This is a genomic window from Sphingomonas folli (assembly GCF_019429525.1).
GTDB lineage: Bacteria > Pseudomonadota > Alphaproteobacteria > Sphingomonadales > Sphingomonadaceae > Sphingomonas > Sphingomonas folii.
In genome coordinates, this window is sequence record NZ_JAHXZL010000012.1 from 49,760 (window position 1) to 64,521 (window position 14,762).

The following is a 14,762-nucleotide window of genomic DNA, read 5'->3' on the forward strand; positions in this document are numbered from 1 at the left end:
CCACGTCCACGCTTCATCAGAAGCCGACCCAATCCTCCGGGTCGGGACCGGTACGAAGGGGAAGCGACACCTTCACGAGCGTGCCGGATGGTCCGCTCTCGATGCCGATCGATCCCCCGGCGCGTTCGACCAGCTGGACAACGATGCCACTCCCCAGCCCGGTACCAGAACTGGCTGCTCCGGCCACGATGCCGGGACCATCGTCCTCCACCGTCAGGACCACGTCCTCGCCCGTCACGTCCAAGGTGATGGCCAGCCTGCCCGCTCTTCCCTCGAGAGCATGCCTGACGGCATTCGCCACGACCTCGACCGCGACCAGCAGGAGCCGCCGTGCGACGTTGCCGGCGACCCAGGTCTCAGCCGCACGGAGGGTGACGACGCTCTTCTCCCCATTCGAAGAGGCTGCGGCGACGGCACCGCAGACGGTCGTCAGATCCTTCGCGACGTCGACCATCGGCCGGACCGGTCGCGCGAGCAGACGGTGGACCTCGCCGAAGGCGGCGAACTGCCCGATGGCTCGATCGATGAGGTGGAGCCTTCCTCCGGGAGGGGCGGCCTTGACGAGCTGCAGAGTCGCCATGCCGGCCGCGAGCTGGTTCGCCACCCGGTGGCTGAACTCATGGAGCAGAAGCGCGTCATCGCTCACGAGCGCGAAGGATGATCGTGCGATGGGTGCTCCGGACATGATCGTCTCCCCAGCCGACGTCTCGGCCCTCTTAGAATACTACCTATAGGTAGTAAATGGAATGACCGTGATCCGGTTCCATGTCGACCCCGCCGCCCATCCCGTCGGGCGGAGCGGGATCGTCGGTGGTGCATGTGGTCGGGTGGATGGCGCGCCGTGCCGACTGGACGCAGCGGCTTAGGCATCTAGCGCCTTCGTACCTGCGCGTCGTTCCGGAAGCCTTTCCTTCGGGGGCCCATGCCGAAGCGATGCGACGGATGTGGACCATGCCGACGCTCTCGCGGTAAGGGCGGAAGCCTTAAGCCTTTCGCGCTATCAGCGAAGGCCTCCAGCACGATCCGGCGCTCCAGTGATCCAGCATCTTCCGTACTCCGGCTATCTGCTCGCCGTCGCCATAGGGATCTGCGTGACCGCGGCCTGGTCCGTGTCACTGCTGACTGTCGAGCTCTCACGCGCTCCCAGGTTGAAGCTCGGGTGGCGTCATGCGGCCCTGACCCTCTCCGCCGGCCTCGGCGTCTGGGCGACCCACTTCAGCGCCATGCTCGCCTACCGCCCGGATCTTCTGATCGAGTACGACCCGCTGCTCACCGGCGTCTCGGCAGGTGTGAGCATCGCCTTGGTCGGCATCCCGTGCGCCGTCCTCACCCGACCGCTCGGGCGTTCGGCTCGGCTGTCGCTGGCGGTGATCGCCGGCGGCGGCATCTGGTGCATGCATGCGACCGGGCTCGCCGGCATGATGGCATGCCGTCACGGCTATTCCTGGGGAACGAACGTCCTGGGGGCCGCGAGCGGCGTAGGTCTGTTCGCGATATGGCAGATGAAGCGGAGATGGCCCCGACCCCGCCTGGCTGGAACGCTCTTCTTCTCGACCTCCGTCTGCGCCATCCACTTCATCAGCCTGTCCGGCGACACCGTTCTGGCCCGCATGTCCACGCTGCATGGCAGCCTGGTGTCTCCGGGGCTCATCGCCGCCTGCATCGTCTTCGCCGTTTCCGCCACCTCCCTATCCTGCCTCCTTTTCGCCTCGCAGATCAGATCGAGACGCGAGCGCGAGGAGCGGACCCTCAAGGCGATCATCGGCAGCATGTCGGACGGACTCGTCTTCGTGGACTCCCGGGGCAGGTTGAGCCACTACAACCAGCGCTTCCTCGACCTCTTCGACACGCCGAGCGACGCACTGTCGTCGGGCATGACCATCGATCGCTTTCTGGACGTGGTGGCACGCTTTCGTCGGTGGACTCCGCAGAAGCGGGACATGGTCGGCGTCGCGTTGAAGGCATGGTCCACCTCTGCGGACAGCTTCGACCGCGAATGCGACATGGAGGACGGACGCACCTACCTGATGCACGGCCGACCCGTACCGGGAGAGGGCGTGGTTCTGACCTTCACCGACGTGACCGCGGAGCGTCGTGCCATGGGCGAACTCACTCACCTCGCCCATCATGATACGCTTACCGGCTTGGGAAACCGCCGCGCATTGGCCGAGCAGACGAACCTCATGATGGATCGTGCCTCCGCCTTCTCGCTGCTGCTGATCGACCTGGACGAGTTCAAGCAGGTGAACGACGCATTCGGCCACACGGTCGGCGACAAGCTGCTCCTCCACTGCGCCGATCGCCTGCGCTCCATGCTCGGTGACACCGGATTCCTGGCGCGCATGGGCGGAGACGAACTTGCCATCCTCGTCTTCGAGAGTGAGGACCGGGCGATGCGGATCGCACAGACGGCGGTCGAGCTATTGGCAGGTCCCGTGACCATCGACGGGTGCAGGATCGTACCGGGTTGCAGCATCGGCGTAGCGACCTGGAGGCTCGGCATCTCGTCCGAGGACCTCATGAAGCAGGCCGACATCGCGCTCTACGAAGCCAAGCGCACGGGGAGACGGCGCGCCTGCCGGTACGAGGAAGGGCTCGCGGAGCGGCTGACCACCCGGCAGGAGATCATCGAAGGACTGCACGACGCCATTCAGAACGGCGGGTTCGCCCTCGCCTTCCAACCCGTCGTCGATCTGGCCGATGGCGCCGTGAGCGGCTACGAGGCGCTCATACGTTGGCATCATCCGCGGCGCGGCTGGATACCCCCGAACGTGTTCGTTCCGGTGGCGGAGGAGTGCGGTCTCGTCGGTGAGATCGGCCGCTGGGTGATCCATCACGCGTGCGAACAGCTGGCTACCTGGCCTCCCCACCTGAGCGTCGCGATCAATGTGTCCGCCGTCCAGCTCGGGTCGGACAAGGTGCTTGACGAGCTAGCGGCGGCGATCGCACTCCACGGTCTCGGGGCCGAGCGCTTGGAGGTGGAGATAACCGAGACCGCGCTGATAGGTAATCCGGCGATGGCGGCATCCCGCCTCGAGCGTCTGCGAGCGATGGGCTTCAGAGTGGCACTCGACGATTTCGGAACCGGACAATCGTCGCTCTCGCATCTTCAGGAGTTCCGTTTCGACCGGATCAAGATCGACCGCAGCTTCGTAGAGCGCGCGATCTCGGATCCTCGCTCAATGGCCATCCTGCGCGCCACGGTGGCGATCGGACACGACCTCGGCGTGACCACCCATGCCGAAGGTGTCGAAGCGGTCGAGCAGGTGGACCTGCTGCGCAGCATCGGCTGTGATGCGATACAGGGCTACCTGGTCGGCCGCCCCGTCATCCCGACGGCTGCCAACCCTCTACCCACCTGGCCTGCGCGCGCCCTGTGGCCCCGTTGCCAAGCTGAACGGGATGTGGCCTGACGTCTCCCACCACCTGGAGAATTGTTGGCTCCATCGACCCAGGGGATCGACCTCGCCCGTCAGATCGTCGCTTCGCGGCGGCATCGCAGGACGGGGTGACGGCCAGCGCTGCGCCCTCGCAAGTACGGTCGGCCGGCACGGCAGGACTCCGGTGCGCCAGGCCCTACTCGCCTGGCTTCCTGCCGGATCGTACGTCACCCGCATGGCTCCCGCTGCGATCCTGATTCCCTCGGCGACCTTGATCTCCGGCGGCGACGCCGCATGGTTGACAATCGAGGCGGCGGCGGTTCAGCCCCCACCATCGCCGCATCAGCTTGCGCAGCCTTCCACCTCGCCCGTGGTGATAGTGGAGGTGCAGCGCGACCGTCGCACTCCGCGCGAGCGTTGTATTGAGCCGGAGGAGCGCTCCGGTCAGCCCATGACGTACCTGGCGCGAAAGACCATAGATTTACGTTGCAGCCAACGATAGATCGATGGCCATAATACACGGCGCGGGCTCTTCATCAATCCTTTCACGATGAGAAGTCGAGCAAGATGCGACCACCGTCTCGTAATTGCCGCCTTACGACTTGCGCGCGTATATCGCCATTGTACCCATTCGCACAAACCCACACTCCCTACAGGCTTCGACGCGTCGCGTAGGATTGTTCCTTCCTGCACTGAACATGAGGATCTCACGCTGGATTCCGCACAAGCGAAGGTGTATCGCCTCCCTGTTGCAGACACTGGCGCTGTCACGAGATTGGCGAGCGGCAAACTGCCGGTGCTACCACGAGATCGAATGCGGGCAGCGTTTCTCCATCTTCATGCCGCAATCGGATGGCGACGGTATGATCACGATGATGCGACGCGCTTAACCGTTCGTAGGCAATCGTCGGCTAGCGTCCTCGGATGACCGAGCACATCGACATGCTTGACGATCTCGACAGACATTACGGAGCCACTAGACAGTGGCTGGCCCTGCTGCGCCGGGCTTGCGCATCGCCGACGCCCGACGCGGCCGTCCTCTGCCGTGCCAGACACGGTTTGATCGCCACCAGCATACGTAGATCCAAGTACATCCAAGACACCGTCTTCCCTGCGGTCGCCCGGAACCCAGCCATCCTGAGCCAGTTGTCGGCACTCGATGGCGACCTGAGCAGGAAGCGCGCCCTGTCAAGTCGGCACGTCTCGAAATGGTCGCTTGACGCTGTGCTAGGCGATTGGAGCGGCTACAGGACGGCGTCCGCGCGCGTCGCCCGCGGGATCGAGGATCGCATCCGGCTCGAGCAGTCCATCCTGCTTCCGGCGCTTCGCGCTCTCGCAACGAAGGGAAGTGATGCCGAGAATGCACGTGCGGCGGCTGACCGCCAGCCTTCGGTCAGGCGTCTCGAGTGACTTGCCGCGAGGAGGAACCCGGCGCAACGAGCCGGCTGCAACAGGGTCTCAAGGTCGACAGATGCTGAGCCGATGTCGCGGCTGAGAGTTCAGACCTACTTTCGGGCGCGCCCATCAGGCATCGCCACGTCGCATAGGACGCGATGGCTGGCGACCGCACCTGAGGTAGGGACACTTGCGGCCGTACACGCCGTGCGATAGCTCCGGCGTGACGGACCAGAAGGATCCAGACGCCCTGCATCCGGTCTCGCGAGCGTCGCGTCACGGCGGCAGTACGGCATGGAAGACGATACGGCACTAACGTCGGCCTACGCTCGGGCGCTGCGGGCGCGACTCGGCACCCGCGCGCTGCCCATCGCGCTTGCTCAGATGAACGCGGCTACCGGCAGCTCGAAGGAGGCCTGGAGCCGGGTCGTGGAGGCGCTGAAAGGCTTTCCGCCATCGTGAAGAAGCGTCGAGCGACATCACGGCGACGTGGCATCGCAGGCTAGCGCCGCTGAGCCTGGACAGGTTTTCCGGCGCATCGGGCCGAAGGCGGCCAGCCATACCGGTCTCCAGCCAACGCGTCGGCGTCGACGTCGGCAGGCGCCGCTCACGGCTGATCACAAGGAGCGTCAGTTGAGGCACCTGTGTACTCACCACTTTCACAAAGCGATGGAGCCCATCCGACTCGCAGGCGCCGCTCGCACAGTGCGGCCAGCGTCAGCGACAGCATCCGCGAGCACTTGCGATGTACTCGCGCGTTGACCTAAGTCGGCCGAACTGTCGCAGGAGACGGTGATGCCGACGAAGGAACAGGTCGAACAATACCGGGAGCAGGCGAAGGCCTTGCGAGAGATCGCCGAAGACACGCGGTATGGCGGCGAGGCGGCACAGGCGCTGCGATCCGCCGAAGCCTTCGAGCGGCTTGCCGACAAGCTCGAGGACAGTCTGCGCTACGATCGACGCTAGTGGCACTCCGCACCCGCCGCTCCGCGGGCACCAACCGCAGCACTCATGCGTCGCGCGACGGAAAGCCTCTTGCACATCGCCCGTCGCCCTCCGCGCGAATATCGAGATCCGCCCTTCGCTCCGCCGTCGTCGGCGCGAGCCGCATCATGACGCTAAGACATCCGGTCGAATGAGCATCGGCGGAGCCTCCGGTGGAAGTCTCGGGCGATCCAAGTGGCCTGGTGACGCGGCATGGCGCGCCAGCGCCACGGCCCACCTCGGACGGTGGAGCGGGTCAGTGAACGGGACTTTGCACACCGCCTACCCGGAAGGTAGCTGCTCGACGGACGAAGAGGAGCAGCAGCAGGGATGAACATCGACACACTCGCCCACCGCGTCGCGGCGGTCGCCGGCACGACCAAGGGCGAAGCCAGAAAAACGATCCTGATCGTCTTCGATCAGATGGCCCACGCCGCCTCAGGTGGTGAAACGATACACATCTCGCAGTTCGGCAAATTCACGGTCAAGGACCGAGCCGAAAGGCAGGCGCGAAATCCGAGGACCGGGGAGCCGGTGGCGGTGCCGGCATCGAAGAAGGTGACCTTCAGCGCCGCAAAGGGCTTCAAGTCCAGGCTTAGAGGCTGACAGACGTCCGATCTAAATCGACCCGATCCTTTTCACGGCACCTGGGTGAGCGCGAGAGCGCCCAGCCGAGCCTGGCGACGTCGCAACGCCTCGCCCCGCTCCGCTAAACGATCTCAGTTCATTGACGACTGAAGGAGCTTCTGCCTCACCATCGCCAGCGGCGTCGTCTCGGCCCGCGCCCTCTCGCGTTCCGCCTGCCTGCGGCAGAATACCGGATTGTCCAGCATCGTCGGATCCTCCCGATGCAGGAATGCGCGTCCCATGCTCCGGTTGCCATTCCCCAGATGGATTTGGAAAATTCCTGCGTGAACGACATCCGTCTTGCTCTTGAAGCACCGATCATGCTGTGGCGACGAGAAACGCTGACTCAGGCAGTTCCTCTTTCCTACCTATTCAGCAGCGCCCGCACCTGCTTCGCAAGACAAAGCGGATCGAACGGCTTCGCGATGACAGCCACCGCCCCGACGTCTCGATATCGGCGTTGATCATCCGCACGTACGGAGGCCGTGATGAATGCGATCAACGGGGTTGGCGACACTCGGCGTCCTACCGCCTCCGCGAGAGAGACCCCGTCCATGTCGGGCAGTTGATTGTCGATGAGCATGAGATCGGGAGGAGGAGCGCGTTCAAGCCTGCGCATCGCATCCCGCCCGCATCCGACTTCCATGATCTCGAGAGTTGGATCAAGCATCAGCGCGAGCATGGTGATCGCGCGGATGTCAGGATCATCCTCCACCAGCATGACGACAGCTCGACCGTTCGCGTCCGACATCCATCCCGCCTTTATGATCGAAGTCTTCCTCATGCTCCGCGCCGAAAGGGCATTTGGTCAATCATCTTGTCTTAGACTTGGATCAACTCCTCACTTTAGTATGGCGTCCTCGAGCGTCCCATGAGCCCCCGCATTCCGGATCGGCTCTTCTCCGCGGCCGCCTGCGTGAGCCTTCCTCGTCCATGTCGCGGCGAGGCGGGCAGCCATGCACTCAGCTTGAGCGCCGCCTTGCGCCGAGCGAGTAGTCGCGCGCAGGATGTTTTATGGCTCGTCACAATCGCGACACACGTCCATGACGCATGGCCGGCGTAATCAACCAGCGCTGACCCCAGGCCGCATGGCGGCTCGTCCGACGGCGTCGACTGATCGGCCGCGCTTCTACCGATCGGGTCGGCTCACCCCGGCGACAACTCTCGCGATCCGCGGTGCGGCGGTGCTGGCGCTCGTGGGAGTGGCGCTTGGCGGACACTGGATCGATCGCGCAGGTCTGAGGGACAACACGGACGGCGTGGTCAGCTTCCTCGACGTCGTGTACTTCACCGTCATCACGGTGACGACGGTGGGCTACGGGGACATCGTCCCGGTGAGCGACTCCGCCCGACTGTTCGACACGTTCATCGTCACACCCATCAGGATCTTCGTGTTCCTGATCTTCCTGGGAAGCGCGTACAGCTTCATGCTGAGGCAGGGATGGGAACGGTGGCGCATGGGGCTGATCAGGCACGGATTGAAGGACCACATCATCGTCTGTGGCTACGGACGTTCCGGATCAGCCGCAGTCGGCGAGCTGCTCGAACGCGGTCACCCGGCGGAGGACATCGTCGTCGTGGACGAGGATGCGGCGCGTCTCCGTTTGGCCGAGGAGCGGGGCGTTGCGACCGTCGAAGGTGACGCGACACACAACAAGGTGCTCGAGATCGCCAAGGTCGAGTTCGCCAGGAGCGTCATCATCTGCCCTGGCCGCGACGACACCGCCGTGCTCGTCATCCTCACCTGCCGGCGGCTCGCACCAGATGCCGCCATCGCCGTGTCGATCGCCGCGATCGAAAACGAGCTACTCGCCCGAGATGCAGGCGCGAGCGTCATCGTCAATCCGGTCAGCTTCGGCGGCCAGCTTCTCGCGCAATGCACGAACGGCCCACACGTCGCCGACTACGTGACAGATCTCGTGACCCGGGGTGGTCGGATCGAACTCCGCGAACGCGCGGTGAGACCCGAGGAGATAGGCTGTTCGCCCCGTGACGTCGTAGGATGCCAGATCCTGCGCATCTACCGCGGCAGCGGCTCCATCGAGGTGGCACGCTCGCTTGCGGAGCGTCTGCGGGAGGGGGACCGGGTCATTGAGCTTGTCGAGGACGATTCACCTTCGGGAGGTGCGGCTCCGGCCAGGGAGAGCCGCCGCTCACGATCGTGAACACGCCTTCGTGTAGGGCGTCGCCTTGCTGCGAAGCCCGATGACGGGACGAGGGACAGCGGCCGCGATGTCGATGGCGGGTCGTAGACCATGCGGCTCCCTCGCGTCCGCGGTGCAGGATCGCATCGAGTGGATCCATGCGCGTCGAGGCGGATGGTCGCCGATGGCGCGACATGCGGATGGGACCCATCCGCTGGTCCCGCCGACTCGCGTCTTCGCCGAGCCCGATAGCCTCTCCAACTTCAGCCAGGCCGACGCTCTGCGCGCGAGCGTCCGGCAACCGCCAGCATCACGCGCGTCATCTCCTTCCACAAGGCGGACCGGTCGCCATCTTGAGCGTAGAGCTGTGACATGCTGTGCGTCGCACCGGGAACGTAACGGACGTCGGCGCGCACGCCTGCCTCGCGCAACGCCGCCTCGAATCGACGAACCGATCCATCGAGATAGTAGGAGTCGGCATCCCCCACGATCACGTGCAGCTTGCCGTCGAGCGCTGCGCGTCGCCGCCGCGAGGCGCGCTCGATCTGTCGCGCGAGATCATGGTGTTCGATCCAGTAGCGCGCCACGTGCGGGTTCACGACGCCACTGGCGCGATCGAAGAGCGCCACCGGCAGGCCGTCGGCACCGCGCGGCGAGAAGACCCACTCGAACGAGCGCAACTGCCCGCCCTCATGGCCGAGCATCGCCTCGAGCTGCGCCGCCTGCTCCACGGTCTGCCGCACCGCGCCTCCCGCACGCTCCAGGGGCCGCGCTCGCCCGGTGTCGTCGCGGTAGAGTTCGGCATGTGCGGCATAGAGGTCGGCGCCGAGGAAATCGTGAAAGTCGACCGGGTCGGGCGCGCTCGCCCAACTCGCGCCGAACAGCGTCGGGTGGCGGATCATCGTCGCCAGCGCGAACCAACCGCCCGAACTGTGCCCAGTGAGAAAGCGTCCGCTCGGCCGGGCATCCATGCGATAGCGCGCCTCCAGCGTGGGGATCACCTCGCGCATCAGGGCCGCGTCCCACGGCCCATCGTTGGCACTGTCGACGAACTCGGTGGTGCCGGTCCGCGTCGCATAGTCCAACGCCACCCAGATCATCGGCGGGATCTCACCCGTCTCCATCAGGTGCCACTGTCGCGACAGCTGCTGGGCATCGAGCCGGTGCGTCGCTCCGAAGCCGCCCGCGGTGAAGACGGTCGGATAGGTTGTTCGTGCGCGCGGATCATAGCCGGGCGGCGTCAGCACCCAGGCACGCACCGCCCGCGGCGTGCCGTAGAAGCGGGACAGCAGAGGTGAGTCGATCACCTCGTCGTGCAGATGCAGCCGCGACGCCTGGATCTGTGCCGCCGCGACCGGCGGCAGACCCTCAGTGTCGAAGGGGCCGGTCGCGGGTGGCAGCATGTGGTCGAGCGCGATCTCGACCGGCGCGGTTAGCGGCAACCGCAGCGTCAGCGCGCGCGACACCAGATCGCCGCTGCCGCGACCGGCATAGCCGTAGTCGCCGTCCTGATCGAGCACCACCTGGACACCGTACGTCCCCGGCGGCAGGCTCTCGAGACCGACCGGCACCGCTTTCGCGGTGTCGATCTCGGCGCGGCGGTCACGACCGAAGCCCGCCACGTCACTCCCCGCCACAACGACCCCGGCCGCGTCCAGGTCTACCATGCTTGGCGCGTCCGCGCCGGCGCGCAGCGGCGCGGCGAACAACAGCAGGCGCCCGCCAGCGTCGGCTGCGAGTGCCCGCGGCAGCGTCACCGTCACGCGATCCGCGGGCTTCGTCGCACCGATGAGTGCCATCGCCGCCAGAACGAGCAATGATCGCAGCCGGGTCGGGATCATCGTGTCGCTCCCCAAAGCCGGCGAGGCACCACAGCGTCGCCGTCAGCGCGCGTTGGATCGCGCGAGACACGGCATACGTCGCTACGCTCGCTATACCAAGTGGACGCGCGGAATGGCTCCCCGTCCCGCGTACCTGGTCCGCCCCGAACGCCTTACGGCGCACGGCGGCGTTGGGATCGAATTCCCTCCCCAGCAGCAGCCCTACTGGCGCAACGGATGGACCGAGGTCCATGTGCATGTGACCTTGGGGCGGCATGGACACGACCCGACGAGGGACATGACGCCGCCTGTGCCGCTCACAGCATGCTTCATCGACTCATCAGGAAGCTGTCGCCGCCCCACTCTCGCCATTCGCTAACCTAATAGGTCAGCCGCGCGGTGATGCTGACGCGGCGGTCGTTGAGCACCGAGGACTGCGGGCGGCTGGCGACGCCGTAATAGGTGCGGTTCTCGGTGTTGGTCAGGTTGGTGCCGTCGACGGTCAGGCCGAAGTTGGGCGTCACGGTGAGGGTCACCGAGGCGTCGAGCTGCCCGCGCGCGTCGTTGAAGATCGGCAGGTTGCCCGATCCGTTGCCGCGCGTGGTGACAACATATTTCGAGCGCCAGTTATACGCGACCCGCGCCGACAGCGGGCCGCGATCGTAGAAGCCGATCAGATTGTAGCTGTACTTTGACAATTGCTCGAGCGGCACGGTGAGCTGCGCGCCGCTGGTGTCCTGCGCGTCGGGCGAGGGTGCCTTGCTGTCGACATAGGTGAAGTTCGCCTGCGCGCCGAAGCCCGACAGCCAGCCCGGCAGGAAATCGAGGAAGGTGTTGCCGCCGACTTCGAAGCCCTTGATCTTGCCGTCGTCACCGTTGACCGGACGGGTGACCTGATAGACGTAGTCGACCCCGTTGAACGAATAGGTCTCCGGTGCGGTGATGGTCGCGATGAAGCCGTCGACCTTCTTGTAGAAGCCCGCCGCGTAGATCGATCCGGTGCGCGAGAAGTAATATTCCAGGCTGGCGTCGAGCTGGTCCGCGGTGAGCGGGCGCAGGTCGGCGTTGCCCGAGGTAGCGGTGCGCTGGCCGTTGGTGGGATTGTTCTCGAAGATCGTGATGTTCGGATTGAGCTGGTCGAAGCCCGGCCGGGTCAGCGCCTTGGACGCGGCGAGGCGCAGCTGCAGCTTGTCGGTGAAGTGAAACGCCAGGTTCAGGCTCGGCAGCGCCTTGGTGTAGTCCGAGTCGACGTTCACCGGATTGAAGGTGATTGGGCCGTTGCCGTAGATCGGCGCGCCGGTGATCGCGTCGGTGCCGGTCTGCACCCGCGGCGACGAGCCGACGAAGCCCGCGGTGCTCACCTTGGTCTTGATCAGCCGCACGCCGATATTGCCGTCGATCGGCACCGCGCCCCCGCTGCCGAAGCGCGCCACGCCGTACGCGGTATAGGTCTTCTCGCCCTGCGTGTTGCGGTCGGACGGCGCGTAGCCGACGCCGGCGAGCAGCGCCGCCTGCTGCGACGGATCGACGAACGGGGCCAGCGCCTGCCGCGTCGCGCCATAGTCGAGCACGGTATCGCGGTTGAAGAACACCGCGCTGGTGGGCACGTCCTGGAAGCCGCGATAGAGGTCGCCGCGGAACAGCCGCTGCTCATAGAGGTCGGGCGAGAGCGCGCGGGTGAGGCCGTAATATTGATAGGTCGAGCTGTCGGTCACCGCCGAGCGATCGGTATAGCGCAGGCCGCCCGCGAGTGACTTCAGGAAGCCGCCGTCGATCTTGTACTCGGCGTCCAGGCGGCCGGCATATTCGGTGCCGACCGAATGCTCGATATGATCGAGGTAGCCCGCTCCCGAGGCGTAATTGGCCGGATCGCTGACCAGCCCGTTGCCGTTGGCAGGATCACTGTCAGGCGAGATGATCATCGACGGCACGCCGCTGCCGACCGAGGTGGTCAGCCGCTCGGCGGTGGACGCGAGGATGACGATCGAGCGCTGCCCGTCGGTGACGCCGCGGATATACTGGAAGTCGCCGTTGATCGTCAGCCGGTCGCTCGGCCGCCATTTGGCGTTGAGCGAATAGTCGTTGGTGACGGAATGGCGCTGTTCGAGGCTGGTGTTTGCGTTGATCGGCACGTTGACGAAGGTGCCGCTGCGGAAATTGCCCTCGCTGTCGTAGGTGAACGGCTGGGTGAAGTCCGGCGTGATCGGATTGTCGCCGGTGTAGGCGAAGAAGCTGTAGTCGCCGTAACGGAATTTGTAGTCCGAGCGAACATATTCGGCGGTGACGTCGATCGTGTCGGTCGGCCGCCACTGCACCGCGGCGTCGATGCCGAGGCGGCGGCGATCGCCGAGATATTGGCCGATGCCGACGCCGTGCGAGAGGTACGTCGGCTGGCCGAGCCGGCCTAGGCCCTGGGCGGTGGCATAGTCGGTCGCGTTGACCGGCTGGCCGCTCGCGTTCAGCTGGTCGTTGAGCAGGTAGAAGGGCTGGCTGGAGATCTGGTCCTGGCGGAACGCGGTCTCCTGATAGGCAACGTCGAGCAGCACGCCGATCTCGCCGACGCCGGTCTGCCAGCGATCCGACACGAGCAGGTTCGCCTGCGGCTTTGTGCCGTCGTACAGGTCGTAATAGTTGGCGGTCGCGCTCGCGGAGAGCTTGAAGCCGTCGAAGTCGAACGGCTTGCGCGTGCGCAGGTTGACGAGGCCGCCGATGCCGCCCTCGATCAGATTGGCCGAGGGATTCTTGTAGACGTCGACCCCGGCGAGCAACTCGGAGGGCACGTCCTCCAGGCTCAGCGTGCGACCGTTGTTGGCGGTGAACACGTCGCGCCCGTTGATCTCGGTGCGCACCTGACTGAGCCCGCGGATCGCGATCGAGCTGCCCTCGCCGAAGCTGCGCTGGATCTGGATGCCGGTGATCCGCTGCAGCGCTTCGGCGACGTTGCGATCGGGCAGCTTGCCGATGTCCTCGGCGACGATCGAGTCGACGATCTGGTCGGCGTTGCGCTTGATCCCCTGCGCGCTGCTGAGGCTGGCGCGGACGCCGGTGACGACGATGTCGCCGCCGCTTGCATCGCTGTTCCCGCTATTAGGATCGACGGTTCCTTGGTCGCCGCTCGGCGCGGTGACGCCGCTGCCCGTGCCCGGCTGCTGAGCCGTGGGAGGGGAGCCTTCCCGCGTCTGCGCGTGCGCGGGCGCGCCCGCGAGCAGCAGCGCCGTCGCCGATGCCGTCAGCGACAGCCGCGCGCGCGCGCCGCGCGCGATCAGACCGTTACCCGTCACCATCCTCATCCTCCCTACGCCGGCGGGAAGCTACGCCGGCCAGCCCTTGACCTGCGGACGTCTCGTTTCACCTCGGCGTCCTGAGAGCGTTCTCTACAGCAGTGCGTGCCACATTCATATATGAATTGCTTGCCTGAGGTGATCGGCCCATTGTGGCTCTGACGAGGGGAGAGGCGGAATGCGACGCATCGGAAAGTGCCTGCTCGGCGCTCTCGCCGTCACGGCGACGTCAGGGATCTCAGGAGCCGCGAGCCCCGCCGACGAACCGGTCCATCAGAGCTCGCCAGAGCGGCGTACCGTTCCGGAGAGAGACTGGGGACCGTGGCTGGGACCGTTCCGTACCCTGCTGGTGCCGAGTCTGATGCAGGATTTCGGCGAGCGGTATCTGTACGCCGACGCCAATCGCGTGCTCGGGCCGCCACGCACGGGCGAACGGAGGGTCGTCTTCCTAGGCGACTCGATAACCGACCGTTGGGATCTGGCACGCTCCTTCCCCGGGAAGCCGTACGTCAACCGCGGGATCGGCAGCCAGGTGACAAGCCAGCTGATCCTGCGCTTCCACCAGGACGTGATCGCGTTACGCCCAGCGGCAGTGGTGATCCTGGCCGGCGTGAATGACGTGCAGGGCTTCCTCCAGCAGGAGAGCGACGAACAGATCGAGTCCAACTGGGAGGCGCTCGGCGATCTGGCGGATCGTCACTCCATCAAGGTGGTCTTCGGTTCGCTCCTGCCCGTCAACGGCGACATGCCAGCGGCTCGCGATGTGCTGCGCGAGCGTGACCCGGCACGACTGCGACGTCTGAACGCGTGGCTGCGGGACCTCTGCAGGAGGCGGGGATACGCGTACGCCGACTACTACGCCGTGCTCGTGGACGCGCGCGGTCTGATGCGTCCCGAGATGACGATCGACGGCGTCCACCCTCTACGCGAAGGATATGCCCGCATGGCTCCGGTGGCGAGCGGCGCCATCTCGCAGGCACTCGCGGCGTCGCGCCCCGCCTCATGAAAGGAGGCCGGCCCGAGATCCTCGGATTGCCTCGCGGTTGCCGCTCCTTGCCGCCCGGCGACAGCGAACCCTCTACTTAATCTTTCGGTGACGTATCCAGTCGTAGCCACGGCGCATGAACGATC

At 65.7% G+C, this 14,762-nt stretch carries 11 protein-coding genes; 7 read left to right on the forward strand and 4 right to left on the reverse strand.

The features are described 5' to 3' along the window. Window positions 1-16 precede the first annotated feature (16 nt). Complete coding sequence (locus KZ813_RS16885; protein WP_219756159.1) at window positions 17-685, reverse strand: ATP-binding protein; 669 nt, start codon at window positions 683-685, stop codon at window positions 17-19. Window positions 686-1,034: 349 nt separating this feature from the next. Here KZ813_RS16885 and KZ813_RS16890 point away from each other — a divergent pair, with 349 nt between their 5' ends. The 5 genes from KZ813_RS16890 (at window position 1,035) to KZ813_RS16910 (ending at window position 6,365) form a co-directional block, all read left to right on the forward strand. Further along, window positions 1,035-3,413, forward strand: coding sequence for a bifunctional diguanylate cyclase/phosphodiesterase (locus tag KZ813_RS16890; RefSeq protein ID WP_219756160.1), 2,379 nt, complete (start codon window positions 1,035-1,037; stop codon window positions 3,411-3,413). Between the two features lie 891 nt (window positions 3,414-4,304). Beyond that, window positions 4,305-4,790: a hypothetical protein gene (locus tag KZ813_RS16895; RefSeq protein WP_219756161.1), complete on the forward strand. Its 486-nt coding sequence runs from the start codon at window positions 4,305-4,307 to the stop codon at window positions 4,788-4,790. A gap of 279 nt (window positions 4,791-5,069) precedes the next feature. Next, a complete protein-coding gene (locus KZ813_RS16900) occupies window positions 5,070-5,237 on the forward strand; it encodes a hypothetical protein (RefSeq protein WP_219756162.1) in 168 nt (55 codons plus the stop codon). A 333-nt stretch (window positions 5,238-5,570) separates the two neighbouring features. Further along, on the forward strand, window positions 5,571-5,741 hold the full coding sequence (locus KZ813_RS16905) for a hypothetical protein (RefSeq protein WP_219756163.1): 171 nt from the start codon (window positions 5,571-5,573) through the stop codon (window positions 5,739-5,741). Between the two features lie 348 nt (window positions 5,742-6,089). Beyond that, window positions 6,090-6,365, forward strand: coding sequence for an HU family DNA-binding protein (locus KZ813_RS16910; protein ID WP_219756164.1), 276 nt, complete (start codon window positions 6,090-6,092; stop codon window positions 6,363-6,365). A gap of 385 nt (window positions 6,366-6,750) precedes the next feature. On the opposite strand, the gene KZ813_RS16915 is transcribed toward KZ813_RS16910, so the two are convergent. Further along, window positions 6,751-7,137, reverse strand: a complete 387-nt coding sequence (locus KZ813_RS16915) for a response regulator (RefSeq protein ID WP_219756165.1) — start codon at window positions 7,135-7,137, stop codon at window positions 6,751-6,753. 337 nt (window positions 7,138-7,474) lie between these two features. Between KZ813_RS16915 and KZ813_RS16920 the strand changes: the two genes are divergently transcribed. Then, window positions 7,475-8,551: a potassium channel family protein gene (locus KZ813_RS16920; protein WP_219756166.1), complete on the forward strand. Its 1,077-nt coding sequence runs from the start codon at window positions 7,475-7,477 to the stop codon at window positions 8,549-8,551. A gap of 242 nt (window positions 8,552-8,793) precedes the next feature. Here KZ813_RS16920 and KZ813_RS16925 read toward each other — a convergent pair whose 3' ends face one another. Continuing rightward, complete coding sequence (locus KZ813_RS16925) at window positions 8,794-10,371, reverse strand: alpha/beta hydrolase-fold protein (RefSeq protein WP_219756167.1); 1,578 nt, start codon at window positions 10,369-10,371, stop codon at window positions 8,794-8,796. A 359-nt stretch (window positions 10,372-10,730) separates the two neighbouring features. Further along, on the reverse strand, window positions 10,731-13,634 hold the full coding sequence (locus KZ813_RS16930; RefSeq protein ID WP_219756168.1) for a TonB-dependent receptor: 2,904 nt from the start codon (window positions 13,632-13,634) through the stop codon (window positions 10,731-10,733). Between the two features lie 175 nt (window positions 13,635-13,809). Between KZ813_RS16930 and KZ813_RS16935 the strand changes: the two genes are divergently transcribed. Further along, complete coding sequence (locus KZ813_RS16935) at window positions 13,810-14,637, forward strand: GDSL-type esterase/lipase family protein (protein ID WP_258046900.1); 828 nt, start codon at window positions 13,810-13,812, stop codon at window positions 14,635-14,637. The last annotated feature ends 125 nt before the right edge of the window (window positions 14,638-14,762 follow it).